General features: G+C 35.2%; 27 protein-coding genes. 22 read left to right on the top strand and 5 right to left on the bottom strand.

Annotated features, from left to right (window positions below):
- Nucleotides 1–84 precede the first annotated feature (84 nt).
- Nucleotides 85–699, bottom strand: coding sequence for a transcriptional repressor LexA (gene lexA / locus JFU23_RS06210; RefSeq protein ID WP_002137782.1), 615 nt, complete (start codon nucleotides 697–699; stop codon nucleotides 85–87).
- Nucleotides 700–840: 141 nt separating this feature from the next.
- Between lexA and JFU23_RS06205 the strand changes: the two genes are divergently transcribed.
- Both JFU23_RS06205 and JFU23_RS06200 read left to right on the top strand, forming a co-directional pair.
- Nucleotides 841–1,497, top strand: a complete 657-nt coding sequence (locus JFU23_RS06205; protein WP_201031613.1) for a YneB family resolvase-like protein — start codon at nucleotides 841–843, stop codon at nucleotides 1,495–1,497.
- Nucleotides 1,498–1,542: 45 nt separating this feature from the next.
- Complete coding sequence (locus JFU23_RS06200; RefSeq protein ID WP_002014431.1) at nucleotides 1,543–1,782, top strand: DUF896 domain-containing protein; 240 nt, start codon at nucleotides 1,543–1,545, stop codon at nucleotides 1,780–1,782.
- Nucleotides 1,783–1,822: 40 nt separating this feature from the next.
- On the opposite strand, the gene JFU23_RS06195 is transcribed toward JFU23_RS06200, so the two are convergent.
- On the bottom strand, nucleotides 1,823–3,406 hold the full coding sequence (locus JFU23_RS06195; protein ID WP_201031612.1) for a bifunctional metallophosphatase/5'-nucleotidase: 1,584 nt from the start codon (nucleotides 3,404–3,406) through the stop codon (nucleotides 1,823–1,825).
- Between the two features lie 185 nt (nucleotides 3,407–3,591).
- On the opposite strand from JFU23_RS06195, the gene JFU23_RS06190 reads away from it, so the two are divergent.
- The 15 genes from JFU23_RS06190 (at nucleotide 3,592) to JFU23_RS06120 (ending at nucleotide 20,010) form a co-directional block, all read left to right on the top strand.
- Nucleotides 3,592–4,530, top strand: coding sequence for a phosphate/phosphite/phosphonate ABC transporter substrate-binding protein (locus JFU23_RS06190; protein WP_002137777.1), 939 nt, complete (start codon nucleotides 3,592–3,594; stop codon nucleotides 4,528–4,530).
- Nucleotides 4,531–4,625: 95 nt separating this feature from the next.
- Entirely contained in the window at nucleotides 4,626–5,399 is a 774-nt protein-coding gene (gene phnC, locus JFU23_RS06185) for a phosphonate ABC transporter ATP-binding protein (protein WP_002033479.1), read from the top strand.
- A complete protein-coding gene (gene phnE, locus JFU23_RS06180; protein WP_002087885.1) occupies nucleotides 5,396–6,190 on the top strand; it encodes a phosphonate ABC transporter, permease protein PhnE in 795 nt (264 codons plus the stop codon). Before phnC ends, phnE (JFU23_RS06180) begins: the two co-directional genes overlap by 4 nt.
- Nucleotides 6,190–6,993 (top strand): phosphonate ABC transporter, permease protein PhnE, encoded by an 804-nt coding sequence (phnE, locus tag JFU23_RS06175; protein WP_201031611.1) that lies wholly within the window; start codon nucleotides 6,190–6,192, stop codon nucleotides 6,991–6,993. Before phnE (JFU23_RS06180) ends, phnE (JFU23_RS06175) begins: the two co-directional genes overlap by 1 nt.
- 301 nt (nucleotides 6,994–7,294) lie before the next feature.
- On the top strand, nucleotides 7,295–9,295 hold the full coding sequence (gene tkt, locus JFU23_RS06170; RefSeq protein WP_033707075.1) for a transketolase: 2,001 nt from the start codon (nucleotides 7,295–7,297) through the stop codon (nucleotides 9,293–9,295).
- A 156-nt stretch (nucleotides 9,296–9,451) separates the two neighbouring features.
- On the top strand, nucleotides 9,452–9,892 hold the full coding sequence (sirA, locus tag JFU23_RS06165) for a sporulation inhibitor of replication protein SirA (RefSeq protein ID WP_002014415.1): 441 nt from the start codon (nucleotides 9,452–9,454) through the stop codon (nucleotides 9,890–9,892).
- Between the two features lie 78 nt (nucleotides 9,893–9,970).
- The gene (locus JFU23_RS06160) at nucleotides 9,971–10,192 is read left to right on the top strand and encodes a YneF family protein (RefSeq protein ID WP_001132292.1); all 222 of its coding nucleotides are present in this window, start codon (nucleotides 9,971–9,973) and stop codon (nucleotides 10,190–10,192) included.
- Nucleotides 10,193–10,316: 124 nt separating this feature from the next.
- A complete protein-coding gene (locus JFU23_RS06155) occupies nucleotides 10,317–12,068 on the top strand; it encodes an ABC transporter transmembrane domain-containing protein (protein WP_201031610.1) in 1,752 nt (583 codons plus the stop codon).
- On the top strand, nucleotides 12,068–13,831 hold the full coding sequence (locus JFU23_RS06150; protein WP_044443688.1) for an ABC transporter ATP-binding protein: 1,764 nt from the start codon (nucleotides 12,068–12,070) through the stop codon (nucleotides 13,829–13,831). The genes JFU23_RS06155 and JFU23_RS06150 overlap by 1 nt, the downstream gene beginning before the upstream one ends.
- A gap of 139 nt (nucleotides 13,832–13,970) precedes the next feature.
- A complete protein-coding gene (locus JFU23_RS06145) occupies nucleotides 13,971–15,017 on the top strand; it encodes a GH25 family lysozyme (RefSeq protein WP_201031609.1) in 1,047 nt (348 codons plus the stop codon).
- Nucleotides 15,018–15,156: 139 nt separating this feature from the next.
- Nucleotides 15,157–16,191, top strand: a complete 1,035-nt coding sequence (locus JFU23_RS06140) for a nuclease-related domain-containing protein (protein ID WP_201031608.1) — start codon at nucleotides 15,157–15,159, stop codon at nucleotides 16,189–16,191.
- A gap of 124 nt (nucleotides 16,192–16,315) precedes the next feature.
- Nucleotides 16,316–16,885 (top strand): hypothetical protein, encoded by a 570-nt coding sequence (locus tag JFU23_RS06135; protein ID WP_085312142.1) that lies wholly within the window; start codon nucleotides 16,316–16,318, stop codon nucleotides 16,883–16,885.
- Nucleotides 16,886–17,105: 220 nt separating this feature from the next.
- On the top strand, nucleotides 17,106–18,833 hold the full coding sequence (locus JFU23_RS06130) for an S-layer homology domain-containing protein (RefSeq protein WP_201031607.1): 1,728 nt from the start codon (nucleotides 17,106–17,108) through the stop codon (nucleotides 18,831–18,833).
- 166 nt (nucleotides 18,834–18,999) lie between these two features.
- Nucleotides 19,000–19,146, top strand: a complete 147-nt coding sequence (locus JFU23_RS06125) for a BC1881 family protein (protein WP_002014405.1) — start codon at nucleotides 19,000–19,002, stop codon at nucleotides 19,144–19,146.
- A 108-nt stretch (nucleotides 19,147–19,254) separates the two neighbouring features.
- Entirely contained in the window at nucleotides 19,255–20,010 is a 756-nt protein-coding gene (locus JFU23_RS06120) for a sulfite exporter TauE/SafE family protein (protein ID WP_002137766.1), read from the top strand.
- Between the two features lie 320 nt (nucleotides 20,011–20,330).
- Here JFU23_RS06120 and JFU23_RS06115 read toward each other — a convergent pair whose 3' ends face one another.
- A complete protein-coding gene (locus JFU23_RS06115) occupies nucleotides 20,331–20,531 on the bottom strand; it encodes a DUF3903 domain-containing protein (protein ID WP_002137765.1) in 201 nt (66 codons plus the stop codon).
- Between the two features lie 142 nt (nucleotides 20,532–20,673).
- Here JFU23_RS06115 and JFU23_RS06110 point away from each other — a divergent pair, with 142 nt between their 5' ends.
- Nucleotides 20,674–21,087, top strand: a complete 414-nt coding sequence (locus JFU23_RS06110; protein ID WP_002137764.1) for an NUDIX hydrolase — start codon at nucleotides 20,674–20,676, stop codon at nucleotides 21,085–21,087.
- A 12-nt stretch (nucleotides 21,088–21,099) separates the two neighbouring features.
- Here the strand turns inward: JFU23_RS06110 and JFU23_RS06105 are convergent, their stop codons facing one another.
- Complete coding sequence (locus JFU23_RS06105; protein WP_201031606.1) at nucleotides 21,100–21,777, bottom strand: LrgB family protein; 678 nt, start codon at nucleotides 21,775–21,777, stop codon at nucleotides 21,100–21,102.
- Nucleotides 21,774–22,139: a CidA/LrgA family holin-like protein gene (locus JFU23_RS06100; protein WP_000872360.1), complete on the bottom strand. Its 366-nt coding sequence runs from the start codon at nucleotides 22,137–22,139 to the stop codon at nucleotides 21,774–21,776. Before JFU23_RS06100 ends, JFU23_RS06105 begins: the two co-directional genes overlap by 4 nt.
- A gap of 151 nt (nucleotides 22,140–22,290) precedes the next feature.
- Here JFU23_RS06100 and alsR point away from each other — a divergent pair, with 151 nt between their 5' ends.
- From alsR to JFU23_RS06080, 4 genes are all read left to right on the top strand, one after another.
- Nucleotides 22,291–23,199, top strand: a complete 909-nt coding sequence (gene alsR / locus JFU23_RS06095) for an acetoin biosynthesis transcriptional regulator AlsR (RefSeq protein ID WP_002128558.1) — start codon at nucleotides 22,291–22,293, stop codon at nucleotides 23,197–23,199.
- 253 nt (nucleotides 23,200–23,452) lie between these two features.
- Complete coding sequence (locus JFU23_RS06090; RefSeq protein ID WP_201031605.1) at nucleotides 23,453–24,028, top strand: FtsX-like permease family protein; 576 nt, start codon at nucleotides 23,453–23,455, stop codon at nucleotides 24,026–24,028.
- A 94-nt stretch (nucleotides 24,029–24,122) separates the two neighbouring features.
- Entirely contained in the window at nucleotides 24,123–25,034 is a 912-nt protein-coding gene (locus JFU23_RS06085) for an ABC transporter ATP-binding protein (protein WP_201031604.1), read from the top strand.
- On the top strand, nucleotides 25,027–25,974 hold the full coding sequence (locus JFU23_RS06080; protein WP_002128553.1) for an ABC transporter permease: 948 nt from the start codon (nucleotides 25,027–25,029) through the stop codon (nucleotides 25,972–25,974). The genes JFU23_RS06085 and JFU23_RS06080 overlap by 8 nt, the downstream gene beginning before the upstream one ends.
- Nucleotides 25,975–25,981: the final 7 nt, after the last annotated feature.

Here is a 25,981-nt window from a genome sequence, read left to right as displayed (position 1 = left end):
TTTTGAATGAACGGAAATCTATCAAAATATAAAAAGAAGATAATTACCTATATAAATAAGGGAATTATCTTCTTTTTATTATTTTTAATGTAAATCACGATATACGCCAATTACTTTTCCAATAACTGACACTTGTTTTAAAATAATAGGTTCTAGTGAAGAGTTTTCCGGTTGTAGACGGAAATGATCTTTTTCTTTATAGAAACGTTTAACAGTTGCTTCGTTATCTTCTGTTAAAGCAACTACAATTTCACCGTTGTATGCAGACTGTTGTTGGCGAACAACAACTAAATCACCATCAAAGATACCGGCTTCAATCATGCTATCTCCAGAAATGCGTAACATAAACACTTGATCTGCTCCAGCAACGATACTAGCTGGAAGTGGGAAGTGATCTTCTACACTTTCGACTGCTGTAATCGGTAAACCGGCAGTAACTTTTCCGACGATTGGAACTTGAATAACAGATTGTGTTTCCGTTCGGTTGTCACCTAAAATTTCAATTGCGCGTGGTTTTGTTGGATCGCGTCGAATATATCCCTTTTCTTCTAGTCGTGATAAATGTCCGTGCACTGTAGAACTAGAAGCAAGGCCAACTGCTTGACCGATTTCACGTACGGAAGGTGGATATCCTTTTTCTTGTACTTTTAGCTTAATAAAGTCGAGAATGTCTTGCTGGCGTTTCGTTAACTTTTCCATGTTTTCTAACACCTCGTTTTCTTTCATTTTTCTTATTATTAAGTATAACATGCGAAAAAACATTCTACAAACATAAGTTCGAACGAAAGGCAAATTTATGATACACTATAAGGAAAATATAGTGAGAAAGAAGGGTTCAAAATGAATGCAATTATTTATGCACGTGTGAGCACAACAAAAGAAGAACAGGAAACATCATTATTGCGTCAAAAAGATGAATTATTGCATTTAGCTGAGCGCTATCAAATGGATGTTACAAAGGTAATTGAGGAGCAGGCTAGCGGTTATACAATTGAACGTAATGGCATATTAGAAGTGCTAGATACAATTCGAGATGAACAAGTTGATGTACTACTTATACAAGATGAAACGCGTCTTGGTAGAGGAAATGCAAAGATTGCATTAATGCATTGTTTACATAAAGAGGGGATAAAAGTTTATACGCACACGCATAGTGGTGAATTACAGCTTTCAGATTCTGATTCGATGGTGCTAAATATAATTGGGATCGTTGAAGAGTATCAAAGAAAGATCCACAATTTAAAAATTAAACGTGGCATGCAAAGAGCAGTGGAGAAAGGATTTCGTCCAGAAAATAATTTGAAAAATCGTCATTTAAGCGTAGGACGTGAGAAAAAAGAAGTGCCAATTGAGGAAATTGTACGTTTGCGCCGGAATGAATTAACTTTTGAAGAAATTGCAGCAACACTTCGTGGTTTTGGTCATGATGTTTCAAAAGCAACTGTACATCGAAGGTATGTAGAATATACAAAGCAATTGCTTGATAAAGAGGAATAACTATTGTATGATAATAATCAGTTTTGAGTAGAAGGGGGATTCGAGATGCCAAGTCAAGAACTCATTGAACGCATTAACTTCTTAGCGAAAAAAGCAAAAGCTGAAGGCTTAACTGAAGAAGAACAACGTGAGCGCCAATCGCTTCGTGAACAATATTTAAAAGGATTTCGTCAAAATATGTTAAACGAATTAAAAGGAATTAAAGTCGTTAACGAAGAAGGCACGGACGTTACACCGGCGAAATTAAAAGCTTTAAAAAAGCAGGATAATGCAAAATTAAATTAAAAGATGGGCATAGCCCATCTTTTTTTATTTGTTAAAATTGTTATTTAATAACTTTCCAGTTTTCATTTTTCGTTGCTTCTATCCTTTTATGCTTCAATATATAGTTAGCGATAAGTTCAGACATATCTGTTGGTATGTCTTTTACTACTAGCTTATTTTGAAACATAAAGAAGTTCCCGCCACCGCTTGCACGATAATTATTCATAACAACGTCATATTCTTCATTCATATTAAGAGGAGCGCCTTTATACTGCAAAGACTCTACTCTCTCTCCAATTGGTTTTGAAATGTTTAATACATACGAAATCCCTTCCCACATATCGTAATTATAGTGTTGTGGTTTTGGTTCTATATAGGTAGGGTTTACGATGATGGTTCCATCTGCTTTTAATGTGAAATAAGAAGCAGAGAGTTCGAGAGCATCTTTTATATCCGCTCCGGTTATTCTAATTACTTTTAATGTATTTGGATAAATATAATTAGAAACGATGTCACGCATTGTTACATGTTTCGGGAAACCTGGAGATGTATTATGAAACAAACTTGTACAAGAAATTGAAACATTAGCTATATCCATCTGTATTTTATTTATGAATTCAATAAAAGGATGGGCTTGCAAACGTGTTTGCATAGCATCGGAAATTTGCATATCCCCATAAATTATTCCGATAGGTTTATCAAGCCAATTTTGTGTTTTCTCTTCATAATTGGCAACCAAGGAAAGAACATCTTGGTCTGCCGCAATTCCTTGTACGGGCAATAACTCTGAATAACTCTCTTTTTTCACCCATTTTTGTTCTGCTTTTTCGAATGTTACTGTTACTTTTCCAACTGAGTGTCCATTGCATCCGGTCTGTAAAATTGTTACACCATTAATCACGGTGTGAGCGATTTCTCGGTGTTGGTGGCCTGTTAGTAAAATATCTATGCCTTCAATTTCATGGCACATTGCATATCCTTGGTTTTCACCTGTTAAAACTTCAGTCGGTACTCCGGTTTGTAAATCACGTTCAAATCCCCCGTGATAGGCTACGACTAGTAAATCTGGTTTTTCATGTTTACGGATGTAAGAAACCCATTTTTTTGTTGTTTCAAATGCATCTTCAAATTGTAAATCTTTAATATGATGTGCTTGTTCCCAATGGGGGATGTAATGCGTTGTCACCCCTAAAATAGCAATTTTTATATTTGATTCAATATGTTTTATTATATATGGTTTCCCGAAATAAGGTTCTTTTCTGTTTTTATCTAAAATGTTTGCTGATAGATAAGGGGAATTTGCAGTAGCCACAGCATTATTTAATATATCCATTCCATAATTAAATTCATGATTTCCGATAATTACAATGTCATACTCTAAGTAGTTGGCTAATAAGGACATTGGGTTTTCCATATCTTTTTCGTATGTAGCGTAATGATAAGTAAATGGTGTTCCTTGAATGAAGTCCCCGTTATCAATCAGAAGAACGTTTGCATTTTGAGAACGTTCTTTTTTTATGAGAGTAGAAATTTTAGCTAAACCAATTTCTGCTTTGGAGTTATCTTGGTAGTGAATTGGATACACAGTACCATGTACATCGCTTGTTAATAAAATATTTAAAGTTACAATTTGATTTTGATTCAACGCCATTCACCTTTTCTATAGTTATCTTTCAATCAATCATATCAAATATATGAAAAGAATTTTAATGTGAATGTATAGAATGTGTAAAGATTCTGTAAATAAGCAATTATTTGTAAAAATATGTGATATATTTCTTCATGTTTATGGAAGGTTATTTTATAACAACGAAAAATGGAGGCATTAACATGTTGAAAAAAGTTTTTGCAATGAGCACAACAGTTGTACTAGCAGCGGGATTATTAAGTGGATGTGGAACGAAGGAATCAAGTGCAAGTAAAAATGAAGATACGAAAAAAGGTTATGTACCGAAGACACTAAATGTTCAATTTGTTCCTTCTCAAAATGCAGATACGTTAGAGGCGAAGGCAAAACCATTGGAAAAGCTATTAAGTGATAAATTAAACATTCCGGTAAAAGTTAGTATTTCAACGAATTACAATACAATTGTAGAAGCGATGGCATCTAAGCAAGTAGATGTAGGCTTTTTACCTCCAACAGCGTATGTGTTAGCGCATGAGAAAAAGGCTGCAAACGTAATTTTACAGGCGCAACGTTTTGGGGTAGATGATGAAACTGGAGCTCCCACAAAGGATTTAGTAGATGTTTATAAATCAGAGTTTGTTGTTAAGAAAGATTCTAATATTAATAGTGTAAAAGATTTAAAAGGTAAAAAAATTGGCTATCAAGATGTAACATCATCAGCGGGTTATGTATGGCCTGCGGCTGTATTGTTAAAAGAGGGAATCGATCCGCTAAAGGATGTGAAACCTGTTACATTAAAAGGTCATGATCAGTCACTTATTGCTCTTTTAAATGGTGATGTAGATGCAGCTGTTGTATTCCAAGATGCTCGCAATATTGTAAAAAAAGATTATCCGAATATATTCGATCAAACGAAAATAGTGAAATTTACGGAGAAAATTCCAAACGATACGATTTCTGTACGTTCTGATTTAGATGCAGAGTGGAGCAAGAAATTACAGGATGCTTTCATTGAAATAGGAAAGAATGAGGAAGGGCACAAAATCATTAAAGAAGTATACTCACATGAAGGATACGTTAAATCTGATGATAGTAAATTTGATATCGTTCGTGAATATGGAAAGAAAGTGAAAACGCAATAATACATATGGAAATGGCGACTAACTGGAAAGTGTGTGATTTCAGTTAGTTTGCCGTTTTTCAGTTATTGATAATACATAGAAGGTAGGTAAGATGTGTGATAGAGTTTCGAAATGTTTCCAAAGTGTATCCGAATGGTACAAAAGGATTGAATAATATAAACTTGAAAATTCAAAAAGGTGAGTTTGTTGTAATGGTCGGGCTATCCGGGGCTGGAAAATCTACACTTCTCAGATCGGTAAATCGCCTTCATGAGATCACAGAAGGAGAAATCATTATTGAAGGGGAGTCTATTACTGCTGCAAAAGGAAAAGGATTACGACGCATGCGCCGAGATATTGGTATGATTTTTCAAAGTTTTAACCTTGTGAAGCGATCAACGGTACTGAAGAATGTATTAGCTGGGCGGGTTGGATATCATTCTACATTGCGTACAACGTTAGGTCTGTTTCCGAAAGAGGATGTGGAGCTTGCATTCCAGGCGCTGAATAGAGTGAATATCTCAGAAAAGGCATATGCACGAGCTGATGAATTATCAGGGGGACAACAGCAACGTGTATCAATTGCTAGAGCATTGGCACAAGAAGCGAAAATCATATTGGCAGATGAGCCTGTTGCTTCGTTAGATCCTCTGACAACAAAGCAAGTAATGGATGATTTGAAGAAAATTAATGAAGATTTTGGAATTACGACAATTGTAAACTTACATTCTATTGATTTAGCGAGGCAATATGCTACTCGTATTATTGGATTACATGCTGGTGAAATTGTTTTTGATGGATTAGTAGAAGAGGCAACGGATGAAAAATTCGCTGAAATTTATGGGGACGTAGCTCAGAAAAGCGCATTATTAGAGGTGGCAGCTAAATGAATGAAGTGACGATATATTCGAAATCGATACCGAAGCCGCCGAGTAAATTGAAACATATGTTAACGGTTATTTTAGTTATTTTACTGTTGTGGGGTAGTAGTGTACAGGTCGACGCATCATTTTCAAAACTAGTAGTTGGTTTTCCAAATATGATGGATTTATTGAAGGAAATGGTGCCACCAGACTGGAGTTATTTTCAAATTATTACAACAGCAATGTTAGATACAATACGTATGGCGATTATTGGAACGACTTTAGGGGCGATTTTAGCCATTCCACTTGCACTATTTGCGGCAAGTAATGTATTTACTAGTGTATTTTTGTACAGTCCAGCTCGATTGATTTTAAATTTTATACGAACAATACCAGATTTATTATTAGCGGCTATTTTTGTAGCGATTTTTGGAATAGGACCACTTCCAGGTATTTTGGCTCTTACTTGTTTCTCCGTTGGACTCGTAGCGAAATTATTGTATGAGTCAATTGAATCAATTGATCCAGGTCCATTAGAAGCGATGACAGCTGTAGGAGCGAATAAGGTGCAATGGATAGTTTATGGGGTCATTCCGCAAGTGAAAGCGCACTTCGTCTCCTATGTACTTTATACATTTGAGGTGAATGTACGTGCAGCAGCTGTTCTAGGTTTAGTAGGAGCAGGTGGGATTGGATTATATTATGATCGTACACTTGGATTTTTACAATATCAACAAACTGCTTCTATTATTATTTATACCCTTGTTGTTGTATTGCTAATTGATTATATAAGTACAGTGTTGCGGGGGAAATTATAATGAGTAAAACGACAATAATCGTACCAAAACCGAAGAAACCGAGTATATATCGCTGGATTATTTTTATAGCACTTACAGTTGTATATGTATGGGCCTTTTCAGGAGTCCCGTTAGAGGGAATAAAGAATACGGCGGGAGAAATTACAAAAGCAATTATGACAGGCGTATTGAACCCAGATTGGTCGTATGTATCTTTGCCAGATGGTGAAGATTTATTACACGGTTTAATTGATACGTTGGCAATTGCGATATTAGGTACATTTATTTCTGCTTTTTTATCTGTTCCATTTGCTTTTTGGGCGGCAACGAATATGAGTAGTGGAAAATTAACTTCAGGAACTGGGAAATTTGTACTTAGTTTTGTTCGTACATTTCCTGAATTAGTTATGGCTCTTTTATTTATAAAAGCTGTTGGTCCAGGCTCTTTTGCCGGAGTTCTAGCTTTAGGGTTACACTCTATCGGAATGTTAGGGAAACTATATTCGGAAGGAATTGAAAATATAGATAAGGGACCGACGGAAGCGTTAATAGCAACGGGTGCAAATCGATTTCAAATACTTTGGTATGCCGTATTACCACAAGTTTTACCGGATTTTCTATCGTATACGTTATACAGGTTTGAAATTAATGTACGATCCGCTACGATTTTAGGTGTTATTGGAGCAGGTGGTATTGGTACGCCATTAATTTTTGCACTTAGTTCACGTAATTGGTCTCGTGTGGGAATTATTTTATTAGGTATCATTTTAATGGTAATTATAATTGATTTTATTTCAAGTTCTATTCGTAAGCGGATTATTTAATTTGTTTTAAAAGCATCTAATTCAGATGCTTTTTTGTATTTTTAAAGGTTATCAAAAAGGAGATATATCAGAAATTAGTATATTTGTATAAAAATACAGATAATTATATTTATTTTTAAAATAAAAACAATTAAAAAGTATGTCATATTGAATGCCCATACATTCCCTGAATCACTGTATTTTTTATGAAAAATCAAAAAAACATCAACATATTTGTCGATACATGTTGTATAATCTTGCGTGGGAAGCTATCATATAAATGTATAAAACGTTTACTAACATACGCGAAGGGAAGAATAGCATGTCACATTCAATCGAACAACTTTCTATCAACACGATTCGCACATTATCCATTGATGCGATTGAAAAAGCAAACTCTGGTCACCCAGGAATGCCAATGGGTGCAGCACCAATGGCTTATACATTATGGACTCAATTTATGAAACACAATCCAAATAACCCAACGTGGTTTAACCGCGATCGTTTCGTATTATCTGCAGGTCATGGCTCAATGTTACTATACAGTCTACTTCATCTATCTGGTTATGACTTAACAATGGATGATTTAAAGAACTTCCGTCAATGGGGAAGCAAAACTCCAGGACATCCTGAGTATGGTCACACAGCAGGTGTAGACTCAACAACTGGTCCACTTGGACAAGGTATTGCAACTGCTGTAGGTATGGCAATGGCTGAAAGACATTTAGCGGCTAAATACAACCGTGATGCGTATAATGTAGTAGATCATCATACATACGCTATTTGTGGTGATGGAGATTTAATGGAAGGCGTTTCTGCTGAAGCATCTTCATTAGCGGCTCATTTACAATTAGGTCGTCTTGTTGTACTTTACGATTCAAACGATATTTCATTAGATGGCGATTTAAATCGTTCATTCTCTGAAAGTGTAGAAGATCGTTACAAAGCATACGGATGGCAAGTAATCCGTGTTGAGGATGGAAATGATATTGAAGCAATCGCAAAAGCAATTGAAGAAGCGAAAGCTGACGAAAAACGTCCAACGCTAATTGAAGTAAGAACGACAATTGGTTTCGGTTCTCCAAACAAATCAGGAAAATCAGCTTCACATGGTTCTCCACTTGGTGTAGACGAAACAAAATTAACGAAAGAAGCATACGCTTGGACTGCTGAACAAGACTTCCATGTAGCAGAAGAAGTATATGACAACTTCCGTAAAACAGTACAAGATGTTGGTGAAACGACGCAAGCTGCGTGGAACACGATGCTCGGTGAATATGCACAAGCATATCCAGAATTAGCAAACGAACTGCAAGCAGCAATGAACGGTCTTCTTCCAGAAGGTTGGGAACAAAGCTTACCAACTTATGAATTAGGATCAAAAGCAGCAACACGTAATTCTTCAGGTGCTGTAATTAATGCAATTGCAGAGTCTGTACCATCATTCTTCGGTGGATCTGCTGACCTTGCTGGTTCTAACAAAACATACATGAATAACGAAAAAGACTTTACAAGAGCTGATTACAGCGGAAAAAACATTTGGTACGGTGTACGTGAGTTCGCAATGGGTGCAGCAATGAACGGTATCGCACTTCATGGCGGTTTAAAAACTTACGGTGGTACGTTCTTCGTATTCTCTGACTACTTACGTCCAGCAATTCGTCTTGCAGCATTAATGCAATTGCCTGTAACGTATGTATTTACACATGACAGTATTGCTGTTGGTGAAGATGGTCCAACACATGAACCAGTTGAACAATTAGCAGCGCTTCGTGCAATGCCAAATGTATCTGTTATTCGTCCAGCAGACGGTAACGAATCAGTTGCAGCTTGGAGACTAGCTCTAGAATCTACAAAAACACCAACTGCATTAGTGTTAACTCGTCAAGATCTTCCAACATTAGAAGGTGCAAAAGACGATACTTATGAAAAAGTAGCAAAAGGTGCATATGTAGTTTCTGCAAGCAAGAAAGAAACTGCTGATGTAATCTTAATTGCAACTGGATCTGAAGTAAGCTTAGCGATCGAAGCGCAAAAAGCTCTAGCAGCAGACGGCGTTGATGCAGCTGTTGTTAGCATGCCATCTATGGATCGCTTTGAAGCTCAAACTGCTGAGTACAAAGAATCTGTACTACCAAAAGCAGTAACGAAACGTTTCGCAATTGAAATGGGTGCTACAATGGGATGGCACCGTTATGTAGGGCTTGATGGAGATGTACTAGGTATTGACACATTCGGTGCTTCTGCTCCTGGTGAGAAGATTATGGAAGAGTATGGATTTACTGTAGAGAACGTTGTTCGTAAAGTAAAAGAAATGCTTTAATGATTTTAGAAAAATCTCTCCAGCATGGGGAGATTTTTCTATGTAATTGAGTTTTTTCGACAGGAAAAGTTTTTTCTCTCTCCGTAGTCAGACAATCATTGCAAATCTTCTCTTATATAATGTAGGGAAAAGGTTGTCCAGATCGGGAGGGGAAAAATGAAAACGTATGAATTGTATTTAATTCAAGAGGATATTGCGAAAGCTTACTTTGGTCGTGAATATTTGTTTTTTGATTTATTTGCTCGATTTTCAGAATCTGGGTTCCTTTCGGAGAAGAAAGTATTATATAAACAAATGACGTATATTACGATGCCGTTACAAGTAATGAAAATTCATCATAAATTAGAACAAGCTTTGCGTGTTCTTGGTAAATATGAAAGAACAAATCATACTCATACGCTTTATACAGGAGCCGAATACGGAGAAATAATGGTGAAACCACAATATATTCGAATAAATACTTCTGGAAATGTATCCATGGAAACAACTTTCTTTGAGGTGCTTAGAAAGTGTGAGTTAACATTTTTAGCGATGGATTATGAAAATAAAAAGTACGGTTGGTTAAATCCTCTCAAACAAGTACGAACATATGTGTAAAAAATGTCGAATAGTATCTTGTCTTATTGAAAAGGTTTTAGTACACTGTAAGGTAGACAACATGAAGGAGGAAAAGATATGCCAATGTGGTTAGGTATTCTAGTGGGCGTAGTAGCACTAGTAGCAGGCGTGGCGTTAGGATTTTTCATTGCCCGCAAATACATGATGAATTACTTACAAAAAAATCCACCAATTAACGAACAAATGTTAAAAATGATGATGATGCAAATGGGACAAAAACCTTCCCAAAAGAAAATCAATCAAATGATGAGCGCGATGAACAAGCAACAAACAAAATAAGCGCAAAAGGGCACTCTTACCGAGTGCCCTTTTCTTTTGGTTATAAAATATATTTAAAACTTTTAAATATTCTGCATTTTTGTTACACTGAAAACATCGCTCATTTTAAGGGAGGAGGATAAATATGAAAGTGTTTTTTAATTTGGCTTGGTTTTTTAAGCAAGAAAAACGAGCGTACATAATCGGAATTATTATGTTATTTGGTGTCGCGCTTCTTGAACTTGTAGCGCCAAGAGTACTAGGGATTGTAGTAGATGAAATTAATAGTGGAACATTAACGTCTGAAAAATTGTTGAACTGGGTTATTCTATTAGTAGTTGTAGGAATTATGATGTATATATTACGTTACTTATGGCGTATTATGATTTTTGGATCTTCTTTAAAACTAGCTCGTCAACTGCGAAAGAATCTATATGAACATTTTACTAAGATGAGCCCATCCTTTTATCAATCACGTCGCACAGGCGATTTGATGGCACATGCGACAAATGATATTCAGGCGATTCAGCAAACTGCGGGGGCAGGTGTTTTAACACTCGTTGATTCATTAGCTGTTGGAGGATGTGTACTCGTAGCGATGGGATTTACAATTAGTTGGAAGTTAACGTTATTAAGTTTAATTCCGATGCCAATTGTAGCTATTTCTACAAATTATTATGGAACTTTATTGCATAGAAGATTTCATAAGGCACAGCAATCGTTTTCTGAAATCAATGATAAAGTACAAGAAAGTATGAGTGGGATGAAGGTAATTCGCTCACTTGGACAAGAGAAAGAGGATTTACAAGCGTTTCGGAAAAAATCTGAAGATGTCGTACATAAAAATATGCTAGTTGCACGTATTGACTCGTTATTCGATCCAACGATTTCCCTAATTGTCGGATTTTCATTTTTGATCGCAATTTGTTACGGATCATTATTAGTCGTACGAGGTGAATTAACTGTAGGGGAATTAGTAACATTTACAACGTACTTAGGGACACTTGTATGGCCAATGTTAGCTTTTGGATGGCTATTTAATATTATGGAGCGTGGACGTGCTTCGTATGATCGTGTGGAGAAAATATTTTCACAAACTTCAGATGTAGTGAATAAAGAAAATGCTATACATGCTATAGCAAGTGGTGATGTTTCGTTTGCTGTTGATTCGTTTTCTTATAAAAAGAATGAACTATTAAACTTAAAAGATATTTACTTTAACTTAAGAAAAGGTGAAACGTTAGGAGTTGTAGGGCGTACCGGTGCAGGGAAGACGACGTTATTAAAATGTTTAATTCGAGAGTATGATCATTTTAATGGTGAATTAAAAGTTGGGGAGCGGGATATTCGAGATTTAACACTTCACGGTGTGCGTTCTGCAATTTCATATGTACCGCAAGATCACTTTTTATTTTCAGCGAGTATTGGGGAGAACATTGCTTTTGGAAAGGTCGATGCTACATATAAAGAAATTAGCCGAGCTGCTGATATTGCTTGTATTCATAATGATATATTTCAATTTCCAGAAGGGTATGACACTGTAGTAGGTGAAAGGGGCGTTTCACTATCAGGAGGTCAAAAACAGAGAATCTCTATTGCGCGTGCATTATTAACAAATGCTGAAATTTTAATATTAGATGATTGTTTATCAGCCGTAGATGCAAAAACAGAAGAAACTATTTTAACTGCATTGAAACGAGAAAGGGCAGAGAAAACGACGATTATTACTGCCCATCGTTTAAGTGCTATTCAGCATGCAAATCTTATTCTTGTTATTGATGAAGGTAGGGTTATGCAGCGAGGGACACATGAGCAATTAATGAAAGAAAATGGTTGGTATAAAGAAATGTACGAAAGCCAGCAGTTAGAGGCGTTAGTAGAGAAAGGAGGCGTATGATGGCTGAGAAAAAACGGAGTGATTTAAGAAGGTTGCTTTCTTATATGAGGCCCTATAAAGGGTTATTGGCGTTAGCATTTTTATTTCTAGTTGGTGCAACTGTAACTGAAATGATGGGTCCTTTTTTAATTAAACAATTTCTTGATGAACACTTAGTGCCAGGTAACTTTGAACAATCAGCACTTGTAACCCTATTTGTAGTGTATATTATTGCTCATTTATTAAAAGTATTATTTACTTATTTAGACTTATTGTATTTTCAAAATATCGCTTTTAAGATTGTCCAAGATATGCGAGTTGAAGTGTATGAACATGTTCAAAAATTGTCATTAAGCTTCTTTGATCGTACGCCGATTGGTACGCTCGTATCTCGCATAACGAATGATACAGAAGCGATTAAGGATTTTTATGTTAGTGTACTATCAACATTCGTGAAAAATGTAGTCTTTTTAGTAGGGATTTTAGTAGCAATGTTTTTATTAGATGTAAAATTAGCGCTATTTTCGCTCATATTAATTCCGGTAATGTTTGCAATTATGGTGTTGTATCAACGGAAAAGTGCAGCTTTTTATTTAGAGGTACGTAATCAGCTGAGTATATTAAATGCAAAGTTAAATGAGTCCATTCAAGGTATGAATATTGTTCAGGTGTTCCGGCAAGAAAAGCGGATGAGAAAAGAATTTGAAGAAGTGAACAATAAACATTTTAGTGCTGGACGTCGTACATTGAAATTAGATGCATTACTTTTACGTCCAGCAACAGATCTTGTTCATATTGTAGCAATTGCGTTAGTACTTGGTTTATTCGGAATCGATGCTTTAAAGAGTCCTGTTGAAGTAGGGGTTTTATATGCTTTCGTTAACTATATTCATCGTTTCTTCCAACCGGTAAATGAGATGATGATGAAACTATCTTTCTTCCAGCAAGCGCTTGTTTCATCATCGCGTGTATTTCATTTAATGGATGATAAAGATTTAGCTCCTGTTCAAATGGGGAGTGAACAGCCACGAGTAGCTAACGGGGAAATTCAGTTTAAAGATGTTACTTTTTCATATGATGGAAAGCGTGATGTTTTAAAAAATGTATCTTTTCATGTAAAGCCAGGGCAAACGGTTGCTTTCGTAGGGCATACTGGTAGCGGAAAGAGTACGATTATGAATTTATTAATGAGATTTTACAATATTAAATCAGGAAATATTGTAATAGACGGAGTAGATTTAGAGCAGTTTGAAGAACAAGAAATTCGAAAGAAAATTGGTCTTGTGCTGCAAGATGCATTTTTATTTGCTGGAAATGTAAAGCAAAATATTCGTATGTATAATGAAGAGATTACGGATGAAGAGATAGAGGAAGCGGCAAAGTTTGTGCAAGCGAATACGTTTATTGAAAAATTACCAGAGCAGTATGATACAGAAGTTGTCGAAAGAGGAGCTGCATTTTCTAGTGGTCAAAGGCAATTAATTGCTTTTGCTAGAACGATAGCAACCAATCCGAAAGTATTAGTGTTAGATGAAGCGACGGCAAATATTGATACAGAAACAGAGGAGGCTATCCAAACGGCATTGCAGCAAATGCGAAAAGGTAGAACAACGATAGCGATTGCGCACAGATTGTCTACAATCCAAGATGCGGATCAAATATTTGTTATGCATGAAGGGGAAATTGTAGAAAGCGGAACACATCAAGAGTTACTTAGTAAACAAGGACTTTACTACAATATGTACTTGCTACAAAATAAAGGGAGTTTGCAACAGGCCTTGTAGAATTACAAGGTCTTTTTTCTATTCTCTCAGATATTAAAATGTAATAAAATTTTCGAAATATGTGAGAGGTTTGTCGTGTCCTTTAACTAGAGTTGTACATATTGTATATAGAATAACAAAATTTGATAGGAGCTTTTATATGCAAAATAGATCCAGTTCAAATATTACGTTTATTGATGTGTCTCATTGGGAAGGAAACATTAATTGGAATGCTGTGAAGTCATCTGGCATTCCAGCGGCGTATGCAAAAGCGACGGAAGGTGTGAACTATATTGACCCCACTTTCGTTCAAAATGTACAAGCTGCGAGAAATGCGAATGTATTAATTGGTGCATATCATTTTGCTCATCCAGAACAAAATGATGCAATTTCAGAAGCGAAATATTTTGTGAGTATATTACAGAGTAATCAGACGGACTTAATTCCTGTTTTAGATTTAGAATCGCCAACGGATACTAGCAATAGTAGTTTAACGGGTGCGACTATATCGAATTGGGCAAGAAGTTTCGTAAATTATGTGAAACAAGCTACTGGGAAAGATGTAATGTTATATACAGGAATTTGGTATATTAATGAATTTGGAATTAGCGGGTTAAGTGACATTCCACTTTGGATTTCCAGATATTCTAGTATACCGCCTGCTGATGCTGGTGGATGGACAGAGTGGACAGCATGGCAGTACACAGATTCTGGGCAAATTTCAGGTGTAGGAAATTGTGACGTATCAGCAGCTGTTTCATTAGAAGCTTTACAAGGAAATGGAGCAAGTGGTGGAGGGAATGTCTCCACGCCTAATAATGCGACTCCAGTATACGGAGTTGCTGTAATTAATGGAGATAATGTGAATTTACGAAGTGGACCATCTTTACAGTCTAGTGTAATTCGCCAATTGAATCGTGGCGAATCATATGAAGTTTGGGGAGAACAAAATGGATGGCTCTGCTTAGGGACAAATCAGTGGGTATATAATGATCCAAGTTATATTCAGTATAAACATTATGTAGCAACTATTACTGGCGATAATGTGAATCTGCGAGATGCTCCATCATTAAACGGGAATGTTATAAGACAGTTACATCATGGTGAATCATATCGAGTATGGAGTAAGCTAGATGGATGGCTTTGCTTAGGGACAAATCAATGGGTATACTATGATTCAAGTTATATTCAGTATGGTGTACAATAAAGTGAACTTAAAAGGTATCTCGACTGAGGTGCCTTTTATTAAAAATATATAATTTTTACAAAGTATATATTGATAGCATAGTATAATGTAATTGATATATGTTTAAAAATAATCGGAAATGAAATAAAGGAGTAATAATATGGAGTATGTGCTAATAGGTGGGATTTTAATATTATTAGCTGTAGTGTTTGTACTGTTTTATAAAAATAAACAGTTAGAATCAGAGAGTCAGCAAGTAGAGTTTGAAAAGAAACAAGCGATTGAAACGTATGAAAATGAGATTGCAGCTACGATTACAGGGCATAAAGAACAACAGGATACTTTAAAGAATATGGAACAGAAAAAATATAATGATTTACAAGTGAATACAGCTAGAGAACTTGAAAATATGCGTATGATGAAAAATCAATTGGCTGTTCAACATAGTAAAGAACGTAGTGAAATGCAAGATAAGCATAGTAGTGAAATACATATGTTTCAAAATTTAATTGCGGATTTACGAGAATATACCAAAAATGGTGCTGAAGTGAATGCGCATGAAATATTACATTATATGAAGCGAGGTTTCGTTGAGCAAGGAATAATACTAGAAGAAGAGTTTCATATTATACCGAACATTTTTATGATACGCAATAAATATAGAGATAAACGTGACATAAATAATAATCGAATTCATCACCTTATCTTATGTAAAACTGGTATTTATCTACTTGAGACGAAAGAATGGACAGGGAAATTAATCCATGGCTTAACGAAAGAAAATGCGGGTATATATTCATTTATGATTGAGGAAATTGGTAAGTATCAACATGAAATTGAAAAAGAAGAGACATTTGAATTTATTACGGATGGAACTTCATTAACTTTGCAAGTAAGAAATGAAGGGAATCCAGCGTATAAAGCGAAAATGCTATCTCAAACTTTATATAATTGTTTGGAAGAAATGCAAGTAGATATTGTAAAGGAAAAAGTAAAACCAATTGTATATTTTGAAAATGAGAGTGGAAAAGAAGTTATTGATCTTTCTAATGAAGAATTGCCGAGATTTAAAGATAGAGAGCAAATTGTAATATTTTTCAGAAATGAAGTTTTAACAAGTAAAGTAATATATACAGCACGAGAACTACAAAAGATTAGAGATATGATTGGCCAGATGAATTATGTTGCGAAGTGAAAAATAAAGTAAAACTTTAATTAGTGGGGGTTTATGGGCAACACGACTTCTACCCTTTACAGCCGAATTTTGAGGTGGGAGTCTAACTGCCCGCAAATAGCGGGATAAAGTAGGTGTTATTTGGGTGGAAAAAGGTAAAAGCGCTATATTGTGGGGAATGTTGTACATTTATTTTTGTTTGTATATATTAATGTACATTGCGTTTATTTTCGTTATTGATATGGTTCATGTGTCATTGAGTGTAATGAGTATTTTGGTGGTAGTAATGCCTTTTATTTTATTAGTTATTATTCAAAAGTCTATCTTACATGTTTCGGCAAGACGTGATAAAGGTAAGAAACAACTGTTCACTATAATGATGGTAGGTCTCATTCCATTGCTAGTATGCACCGTACAATTAAGTATAAATAAATACACTTCAAATTTTAATCAGGATCGGTGGTTAAATTATGAAGAAAAACGAGTACATATGGTAGATGACCTATTACAGGAGCATAAATTGATAGGGAAATCAAACGAGGAAATTACAAAATTGTTAGGGACCCCTATGAAAACGAGAAGTTGGGCAGAGGGAATTACTACTTTGTACTATCTTGGGAATGAACGTGGTTTCATTCCTATAGATAGTGAATGTCTTGTTTTGCAATTTGATAAAGATGGTAGAGTTATAGAGTATAAGGTACAACGAGATTGAAATAGTGAGAGGAGAAGCTATATCTTTTATAGCTTCTTTTCTATATTCCAATATAGAAAAAGTAGGCAAATAGTAGTCATTCCTATCTATACGAATGAGATAGAGTTTGTTATATTGTAAAGGGTTATTTAGTTTAGAAGTCTGCTAGATAGCCTTAAATATTTTAGATTAGGGAGGGAAGTTAACACGAATTAAGATATAAACGTGTTAAATAATTAGTATGAAAAAAGAATTTTATAATGTTTTAGCTGCATCAATTGTATTTAGTATGGTAACGATTCCAAGTTTTTCCTATGCAGACACAGTAGAAAAGACTGTAACAATTTCAACAGACGAGCAAGCATTAAAAAGTATTGAAAGCCATATGAAAGATGAAGATGGACGTGGAGAGAGCAAAGGAATAACAAATGAAGTACAAGGAGATTTTTTTGTACATATAATAGGTTCAGCATCTTTATTTGATTCTGCTGAGTTACAAAAAGCGACAGGTGTTCAGCTTTCTAATCAAGTAGTGAAAGCCGAAAAACAAAAAGGGAACGCTTACTATGTACAAACAGAATCTGGAGCTGGGTGGATACAAAGTAGTGAAGGAAATGTAGAGGTTAAGGAAGTTTATCACTTGGCAAACGAAAAATTAGTAATTAATGAAGAGACAGCTACATATTCCGCACCATTTAATTCATATAAAGACGAGAAAGTGTTACAACCGCAAACAATTATTGCAATTGGACAAGTTGGAGAGTGGTTCCAAGTCCAAATAGATAATGAGGTGAAATGGATTTATGCACCTTCAGCAAAATTTGAGGGTACAAAAGCATCTCTTATTCAAAGTACAACTCCAACGCGTACGAAACGTGAAGCGGTTATGTATGCAGCGCCATCAGCAGAGAAAACAACGGATATTTACGGTGTACCATTAAAGGAAATGATTGTACCAACAGGAAATGAAAATATTCGTCCAGGTTATGCGATGAAACCAAAATACATTACAATTCATGAGACGGATAATTATAGTGTTGGAGCAAATGCTAGAAACCATGCACAATATTTATACAGCCAAGCAACAGGAACGACTGATCGTTCAGCATCTTGGCATTTTACAGTAGATGATAAAGAAATTTATCAACATCTACCATTAAATGAAAATGCTTGGCATGCTGGAGATGGAGCAGAAGGAACTGGTAACAGAGAATCAATTGCAATTGAAATTGCTGTCAACCAAGATGGTGATTATAATAAAGCTGTGGAAAATGCTCGCAAACTAGCAGCCTATTTAATGGGGGAATTAAATATTCCTTTAGAAAATGTGAAAAAACATCAATTTTGGAGCGGAAAGAATTGTCCGGCCATTATGATAAGGAATAATGCGTGGGAGCCATTTTTACAGGGAACGAAAGCTTATTATGATGCGAATCATAAAGATGATATAACTGGCGGTTGGTATGAAGCAGATATTCGTGAATTAGATAAAAGAGGTATTATGGTTGGAGACGGGAAGGGTTCTTACTGGCCAGAACGTCTTGTAACACGTGGTGAATTTGCGAATTTAGTTTCAAGATCATTGCAATTACCGGAGGGGAAATCGAATTTCAAAGATTTAAGCACAGCCCATCCATCGTTAGTAGATGGTATTAATCGTGCAGCTAGTGCTGGGATTATAAGTGGACGAGGAAATGATATATTTGCTCCGAATGATACGATTAAACGTGATGAAGCTGTTATTATGATTGATCGTGCATTGCAATACAAAAATATAAAAGGTAATTTAGTTTCATTACCATTTACGGATCAAAATTTAGCGTATGATAAACAGGCGGTTCAACGTGTTTATGGGTTAGGTATTGTAAAAGGGAATGAGAATAATGAGTTTATGCCAAAAGGTTCTGCAACACGTGGGGAATCGGCAGCATTTATTAATAGAATGTTAAAAGTAATAGAGAGTAAATAATGGAAAGGCATTCGCTTTGGCGAGTGCTTTTTTATTTTTCAATATGTTATAGAAAGGGGATGTGAATTTTGACTGGAATAAGGAATGAAAGCGGAGGTGATGCATATATTTAGATGCATTGGGTAGTTTTTTGTAATTTTGTATAAAATGAAAAGGAGGTAGGACGGTGAAATCAATACCGACTGAAGTCCTGAGTAAGGAATTGATGGAAAGAGAAGGGGTTATATCTATTACAGTGATGGAATTTGAAAAGATAGAAGTGGCCGGAGTAGTTGTTTCTGGTCCAGCTGTTATTTTAATTAATCAAGATTAAGTACATATTATCAATAAAGAAAAGTAGTCAGAGCATCCGCTTAGGGTGCTTTTTGTTTGTATAGAAGTGTGTATATGATAGATAATTGGGATATTGGAGGGGAATTATGTGGCAATTATTATAACAATGTTATTAATGGGAGTTTTATTAGGATTTGTCGGAGCAGGGGGAGCAGGATTTATCATCGCGATACTCACTCTAGTATTCCATATCCCTATTCATGTTGCTCTTGCAACATCTTTAACTGCGATGGCATTTACGACATTATCTGGAGTAGTAAGTCATTACCGAGAAGGGAATGTTGTACTTGTAATAGGCGGAGTTGTTGGGGGATTTGGCGCAATTGGTTCCTTTATTGGTTCAAAGTTTGGTTCGTTAATACCAGCACATCTGTTGCATTGGTTTACAGCTGGTATGTTATTTTTATCGGCAATTTTTATGTTTATTCGGTTGATTATGTTTCAAAAAAGATCACAGTCGTCTTTAAAAGGGCATAAAGAACTTTCGAAAGATAACGTGATTAAATGTATATTCCTCGGATTGGTGACTGGAATTTTAGCAGGTGCATTTGGTATTGGCTCAGCACCTTTTATCCAACTCGGATTAATGGTTCTATTAGGTTTAACAATCCGTCAATCTGTAGGGACGACAATGCTCGTTATATTACCAATCGCAATTGGAGGTGGGTTTGGATATAGTTCGGAAGGGTATTTAGATTATGTATTATTAGTACAAGTTTTAATCGGGACAATGTTAGGAGCATATATAGGAGCTAAGTTTACAAATTATGCACCTCGCATGCTTCTAAGATTTTCGATGATTATGACACCAATATTAGCTGGATGTATGTTGTTAGTAGATTAAAGAGAATATATAGAAATCTATTAATATATTTTACGAATGAATTATGTAAGTAATTCATATTTCTCATATAAAAGGATTTGCTTTAATATAATGAGTATAAAGTTCGAGTATTCGAAGTATTACTTGAATTATATCCCTATCCCTTTTCTAAAAATGCGAACAAGTTTTGCCCTATTCTATTCAATAGTTTATTGTATAGAAATATATTGTTCGATGACCATTATGGAACGCACATAATGGGTAAATCCCGATCCTTAAAGAGGATGCCCCTAATCTTCATGTGAAAATATGATCGGATAAGAAAGCTGGCCAATTTATGGTCAGCTTTCTTTTTGTTCAATGAGTAAGTCTTCTTTAATTTCTGTTTGCAATAATAAAGTTTTTCCGAAGCGACGTTTACATTCAGCTCGTACTTTTTGAATGGCTAGTAGCTGAGAAGTAGCAGGCACTGTGACAATGGCTTGCCGAGGTTTTCGGTTTTCTTCACAAAAAACACATTCCACAACATATTTAGAAATCATAATTTCATCCTTCCGGTTTGAATTTCTAAGAAGGGACTGCTCATGAAGTTGATGTAAACTTTCGGCATCTTTTTACTTATTTCCTCTTTTTTTCAAAGGGGAAATAAAAAAGAAGGTGAATTTTAGTAGGGGAGGGATGTATATGGAGAGATGGATAGGTACGGCAGCTATTTGTATGAATGAAAGAAATGAAATTTTAATGGTATTGCAAGGAAAAGAAGGGGAAGAAAAAAGGTGGTCTGTCCCAAGTGGAGGACTTGAAAAGGGAGAAACACTAGAAGAATGTTGTATCAGGGAAGTTTGGGAGGAAACAGGCTACAATGTGGAGGTTGTAAATAAAATATACGAAAAAGAAGGTATTACATACGGGATTCCGGTGTATGTTCATTATTACTTTGTTAAAAAAATAGGCGGTAATATGAAAATCCAAGATCCGGATGAGTTAATACATGAGATTGATTGGAAAGGGATACATGAAGTTGGAAAATTATCATTAGCTTTTCCAGAGGATTACGAGCTAATATACCGATATGTAAATAAAAAAGCAAGTGTGTAAATACTTGCTTTTTTAGTGTATCCAAGATAAGAAAAGTGGAACGATAACTAAACTAGCTCCAGCTGTTAAAAGCATTGATAAACTTGCAATTGTACCTTCTACAGGACCGATTTCAAATGCTTTTGATGTTCCAGTCCCATTCGCGCTAGTACCTAGCATTATACCTTTTGCGAGCGCTGTTTTAATACGGCATATGCGTATGAGTGTAGGACCGAATAACGCTCCAGTTAAGGCAGTTAATACAACGAAAACTGCTGTTAATTGTGACATGCCGCCAATCATTTCTGAAATAGCCATTGCAATAGGTGTTGTTACAATGTGCGGTGCTAAACTTTGTTCTATTGTAGAGTCAATTTGAAAAAAATTAGCTAGTAGTGCGGAAGTAGTAACAGATAGAAAAGAACCGACAATGACATTAATTAAAATAGCAGTGCCATGTTTTTTTAATAGATCAAAATATTTATAGATTGGCCATGCGAAAGCAACTGTTGCAGGTTTTAATAATTCTGTTAGCCAATGACTACCAGATTCGTAGGTTTCGTATGGTGTATCTAATCCAAGTAATAAAGCGATTAAAATGATTGGGCATACAAGAAGGGGAGAAAGCAAACTCCAATTCCAGCGTTGATACATTTTTTTAGATACCCAATATGCGAATAGTGTTAATAGTAAACAAAGAAAGCCGATCATTGTGTTGATCCTTTCCGCTTTAATAGCAATTCTGTTAAAAGTCCTGTTACGAGAGTGACACAAAGTGTACTAATCACGATAATTAAAATGAGATCGATTCCATACTGTGATAATGTATCTTTGTAACGAATGACAGCGACTGCAGAAGGGATGAAAAATAAAATAAGTTCTTTTAATAAAAAGTCTGCACCGTCTTGTATCCATTCTTTTTTCACTATATTAAATTTTAATGAGATTAATAATAAAAAAATACCGATTATACTTCCTGGAACTGGGAGGTGTGCCTGTTTTGCAATCCATTCACCTGTCCAAGCGAAACAAAATAATAATAAAATTTGTCCGCTTAACTTCCACCATTTCATACAGTAACCACCTCTTTGTTTTTTACATAAAAATTGTAAAAAAGAATTAACAATTTCTACTATACGTTCATTCGAAATATTTGTCTAATATATAAATTGTATGTTATTAATATATTAGATGTATTAATCGAAAGTGAAAAGGGTGTCCAAAATGGAATTACGGCATTTGCAATATTTTGTTGTAGTGGCAGAGGAATTACACTTTGGACGAGCAGCTGCTCGTTTACAAATGACACAACCACCGCTTAGTCAACAAATTCAGCAATTAGAAAAAGAAATGGGAGTTATGTTATTTTCAAGAACGAAGAGAAAGGTTGAATTAACAGAAGCAGGAGAAATGTTTTTAAAAGAAGTAAAAAAAGCGTTTGAACAAATTGAAAAAGCAGTAGAAGTTGCACAAAGTGCTCAAAGGGGAGAAGTTGGATCACTTTCAATTGGTTTTGTAGGTGCGGCGATATATGATATTTTACCGTCAATCGTCAGAGAGTACAGAAAGAAATTTCCGAGAGTGTCTGTAGCATTACATGAATTGTCCACACCGGATCAGGTGCATGCACTTCATGATAATCGAATTGATATTGGATTTTTACGTCCGCCAATTCCAACGCAATTACTTGAGTTAGAACCAATTCAAAAACTTTCATGTACGTTATGTTTACCGAAGGCACATCCTCTTGCTGAAAAGGACGAAATACATATCGAAGATTTAAGGGATGAACCGTTCGTATTTATTACGAGACCAGTATGGCCAGCGTTATATGATACAATTTTATCGCTTTGCCGTGATGTAGGTTTTAGTCCGCACATTGTACAAGAAGCAACGGAGTATCAAACTGTTATGGGGCTTGTAGCGGCAGGTATTGGAATTACGGTAATACCTGTATCCGCAAATAAATTGTATAGAACAGAAGTTGTATATAAAGAGTTATGTGATTCTAATTTTGTCGCAGAAATGTCAGTGGCTTATAAAAAAATGAATAACAATCCAGAGTTGTTAGAGTTTTTGAAAATTGCAAGAGAGAAAAAAAGGATTGAAGTGGAAGATGCGAAGGCTGAATAGTTGATGAAGTTACAGGATAGTCATGATAATTAAGTTATATAAAGATTCACCTCGTTAAACAAAAAACGGAAATGTAACTAAAGTGCATTTCCGTTTTTTGTTTTTTATTCAATGCTAAAGAGGTAAATATGCTTGGTTTCTAGGACTAAAGGCTTAGTAAAGATTCCGATTGAAGTGCGATGTTTAAAATGTCATATTCTTATACACTAGTAGTATAGAATGCGTATGTTATGAAGTAAGGTAGGGGGAAATTATGTCTTTATTTCGGTTAGCGAGAAAAAACATACAAATATTTGCTACCAGAAGGTTAAAACAATTTATGTGGATTGCTATGAATACAATGATTTGTTTTTTTATGATATCATTCCGATTCAATGAAGCTGTAATAAGTAAAGCGGAATATACACCTATATTTGTAAAGTGGTTTTATGCTATGTTTCTATTTATAGTTTTTGTGTGTATTTTCGTTACATATAAAATGACAACCTCTCTTTTACGGGTAAGAAGAGAGGAGTTTAAATCGTATGAAGTAGTGAAGATGACAAGAAAAGAAATGTTATGTTTATTATGTCAGGAGCAATTATTAACTTACGGAGGAGCTTTTGTTTTCGGATTAATTCATGGTATGTTATTTTTGAAATTATTTATTATTATTTTTATGAAAGCAGTAGGAATCCAAGGGATAACCAATGCACCGATTACGATGTATGCGGTAGTGATAACAGCAGTTGTTATGATAACTGTCATTATAATATCAATGTGGCAATGTTGTAGGTTTACACAAAGGTTAAAGGGTGAAAAGTCATATGAAACGAGGAGAAAGGCATGAGAAATCATGGCTTTTTCTTCATTTTACACATGTTATTAATCATGATACAGTGGGAAGAACTGAAAAAAAGAGTTAAGAAGAAAGGTTGTATGGAATGATAAATGAGCAAGCGATCGTAAAAGTTGATCGATTAAAAAAGCGAATTGGTTCAAAGACGTTAGTAGAAAATATTAGTTTTGAAGTGAAAAAAGGTGAAGTAGTTGGCTTATTAGGACCAAATGGTGCTGGAAAAACGACATTAATGCGAATGATGGTCGGAATGATTCGTATGACAGAAGGAGAAGTATGGATTGATGGTCAATCTGTAAAACAGCAATTTGAAAAAACTGCTGCGAAAATTGGTGCTGTAATTGAGACACCAGAATTTTATCCTTTCTTAAGCGGCTATGAAAATTTAACATATTTCGGACGAATGAATGGAAATGTGACTGAAGGGCGTATCGATGAAGTAGTGCAATTGTTAGGAATGGGACAAGTAATTGACCGTAAAGTAAAAGCATATTCACTCGGTATGAGACAGCGTTTAGGAATTGCTCAGGCGCTTATACATAATCCAGATGTATTAATACTAGACGAACCGACGAACGGATTAGATCCTAGTGGTATACATGAAATGCGGATGTACATAAAGAAAATTGCGCATGAACAAGGAAAAGCTGTTCTTGTTTCTAGTCACTTACTCTCAGAAGTTGAATTAATGTGTGACAGGGTTATTATTATTCAGCATGGAGAATATGTCGCAACACAAAATATTCACAGTGATAAAAAGGAAGAAACAGAAGAAATACATATACGTGTAGATGATGCGAATAAAGCGGCAGAGGTTTTAGAATACGATGTTTTAGTAAAAGAAAACGAATTAATTATAAACGTGAAAGATGAAGAAGTTCCAAATATTCTTCGTACATTGATGGAGAAAAACATTCAAGTTTATCGTGTATATGAAGAAAGAAAAACGCTAGAAGAGCAGTTTTTAGAATTAACAGGAGGAAAAGATATTGTTTAATTTAGTTTATAACGAGCTGTATAAAATATTTAAGCGAAAGCGAACGATTATTCCTTTTGCAGTTATTGCGGTATTAATTATTGGATTAGGATGGGTTACGGTAAAATATTTAGAGCCAGAAACAAAAGGGTGGAAAGCGGATTATACAGAACGCACTGTAGAAATTGAGAAAAAGCTCGGCATGAAAAAAGAGGATATTTTAACAGAAAAGTCAGGAGACGAGCTTGTAAAGGAATACCAGCTTAAAATGAAGCATTTAGATACGAATACAGCGCCAGCAAGTAGTTCTCCGCTTTCATTTATGAGAGATACAGGCTTTATCGTATTTCCAATTTTACTTCCATTTATTCTCGTATATGCGAGTACGATTTTTGCGAATGAATATAGCTGGGGAACATATAAATTTTTAACAATTCGTCCAGCGAGCCGATTTAAAATTTTAACATCCAAGTTTTTGGCAATCGTTATATTTGCGGCATTATTATTTATATTTAATATGATTTTTTCCGTATTATGCGGGTTGATTATTTATAAATTCCAACAACCAGCTTGGGCTGAATTTGTCGTTCAAAATGGAAATATAATAAAACAAAATATTTTCGTAGAAGCAAGTAAATATTATATTTTATCTTGGTTACCAACTCTTGTGTATGCTGCATTTGCCTTTATGATTTCCGTTTTAACGAGATCGAGCGGAGGTGCAATCGGGATTTCTTTATTTCTTGCATTATCAGGGGGAATAGCGCTAATTCCGGCAGCAAGATATGAATGGGCGAAATATTTATTACCAGCGAATACAGATTTATATGGGCTTTTAAAGGGTGGAAGCTTTATTGATGGAGTAACATTCCCATTTGCTTCTTGTATGCTTCTTCTATACTTAGCTGTATTTTTAGGGGTTTCCTATACTGTATTTATAAAACGAGATTTAACAGCATAAGCAAAAG

Origin of the sequence: Bacillus sp. TH50 (assembly GCF_016650565.1) — a bacterium.
Lineage (GTDB): Bacteria > Bacillota > Bacilli > Bacillales > Bacillaceae_G > Bacillus_A > Bacillus_A mycoides.
The sequence above is the reverse complement of the archived record's forward strand: the minus strand, read 5'-3'. Positions and strand labels throughout refer to the sequence as shown.

What these genes read in the sequence shown, in the direction of transcription:
- JFU23_RS06145 (WP_201031609.1), top strand. Translation starts at nt 13,971, where the DNA reads ATGCAAAATAGATCCAGTTCAAATATTACGTTTATTGATGTGTCTCAT.
- JFU23_RS06140 (WP_201031608.1), top strand. Translation starts at nt 15,157, where the DNA reads ATGGAGTATGTGCTAATAGGTGGGATTTTAATATTATTAGCTGTAGTG.
- JFU23_RS06100 (WP_000872360.1), bottom strand. Translation starts at nt 22,139, where the DNA reads ATGAAATGGTGGAAGTTAAGCGGACAAATTTTATTATTATTTTGTTTC.
- JFU23_RS06085 (WP_201031604.1), top strand. Translation starts at nt 24,123, where the DNA reads ATGATAAATGAGCAAGCGATCGTAAAAGTTGATCGATTAAAAAAGCGA.
- JFU23_RS06105 (WP_201031606.1), bottom strand. Translation starts at nt 21,777, where the DNA reads ATGATCGGCTTTCTTTGTTTACTATTAACACTATTCGCATATTGGGTA.
- JFU23_RS06090 (WP_201031605.1), top strand. Translation starts at nt 23,453, where the DNA reads ATGTCTTTATTTCGGTTAGCGAGAAAAAACATACAAATATTTGCTACC.
- JFU23_RS06155 (WP_201031610.1), top strand. Translation starts at nt 10,317, where the DNA reads ATGAAAGTGTTTTTTAATTTGGCTTGGTTTTTTAAGCAAGAAAAACGA.
- alsR (WP_002128558.1), top strand. Translation starts at nt 22,291, where the DNA reads ATGGAATTACGGCATTTGCAATATTTTGTTGTAGTGGCAGAGGAATTA.
- lexA (WP_002137782.1), bottom strand. Translation starts at nt 699, where the DNA reads ATGGAAAAGTTAACGAAACGCCAGCAAGACATTCTCGACTTTATTAAG.
- sirA (WP_002014415.1), top strand. Translation starts at nt 9,452, where the DNA reads ATGAAAACGTATGAATTGTATTTAATTCAAGAGGATATTGCGAAAGCT.
- JFU23_RS06130 (WP_201031607.1), top strand. Translation starts at nt 17,106, where the DNA reads ATGAAAAAAGAATTTTATAATGTTTTAGCTGCATCAATTGTATTTAGT.
- tkt (WP_033707075.1), top strand. Translation starts at nt 7,295, where the DNA reads ATGTCACATTCAATCGAACAACTTTCTATCAACACGATTCGCACATTA.
- JFU23_RS06200 (WP_002014431.1), top strand. Translation starts at nt 1,543, where the DNA reads ATGCCAAGTCAAGAACTCATTGAACGCATTAACTTCTTAGCGAAAAAA.
- JFU23_RS06150 (WP_044443688.1), top strand. Translation starts at nt 12,068, where the DNA reads ATGGCTGAGAAAAAACGGAGTGATTTAAGAAGGTTGCTTTCTTATATG.
- JFU23_RS06160 (WP_001132292.1), top strand. Translation starts at nt 9,971, where the DNA reads ATGCCAATGTGGTTAGGTATTCTAGTGGGCGTAGTAGCACTAGTAGCA.
- phnE (WP_201031611.1), top strand. Translation starts at nt 6,190, where the DNA reads ATGAGTAAAACGACAATAATCGTACCAAAACCGAAGAAACCGAGTATA.
- phnE (WP_002087885.1), top strand. Translation starts at nt 5,396, where the DNA reads ATGAATGAAGTGACGATATATTCGAAATCGATACCGAAGCCGCCGAGT.
- JFU23_RS06110 (WP_002137764.1), top strand. Translation starts at nt 20,674, where the DNA reads ATGGAGAGATGGATAGGTACGGCAGCTATTTGTATGAATGAAAGAAAT.
- JFU23_RS06115 (WP_002137765.1), bottom strand. Translation starts at nt 20,531, where the DNA reads ATGATTTCTAAATATGTTGTGGAATGTGTTTTTTGTGAAGAAAACCGA.
- JFU23_RS06205 (WP_201031613.1), top strand. Translation starts at nt 841, where the DNA reads ATGAATGCAATTATTTATGCACGTGTGAGCACAACAAAAGAAGAACAG.
- JFU23_RS06190 (WP_002137777.1), top strand. Translation starts at nt 3,592, where the DNA reads ATGTTGAAAAAAGTTTTTGCAATGAGCACAACAGTTGTACTAGCAGCG.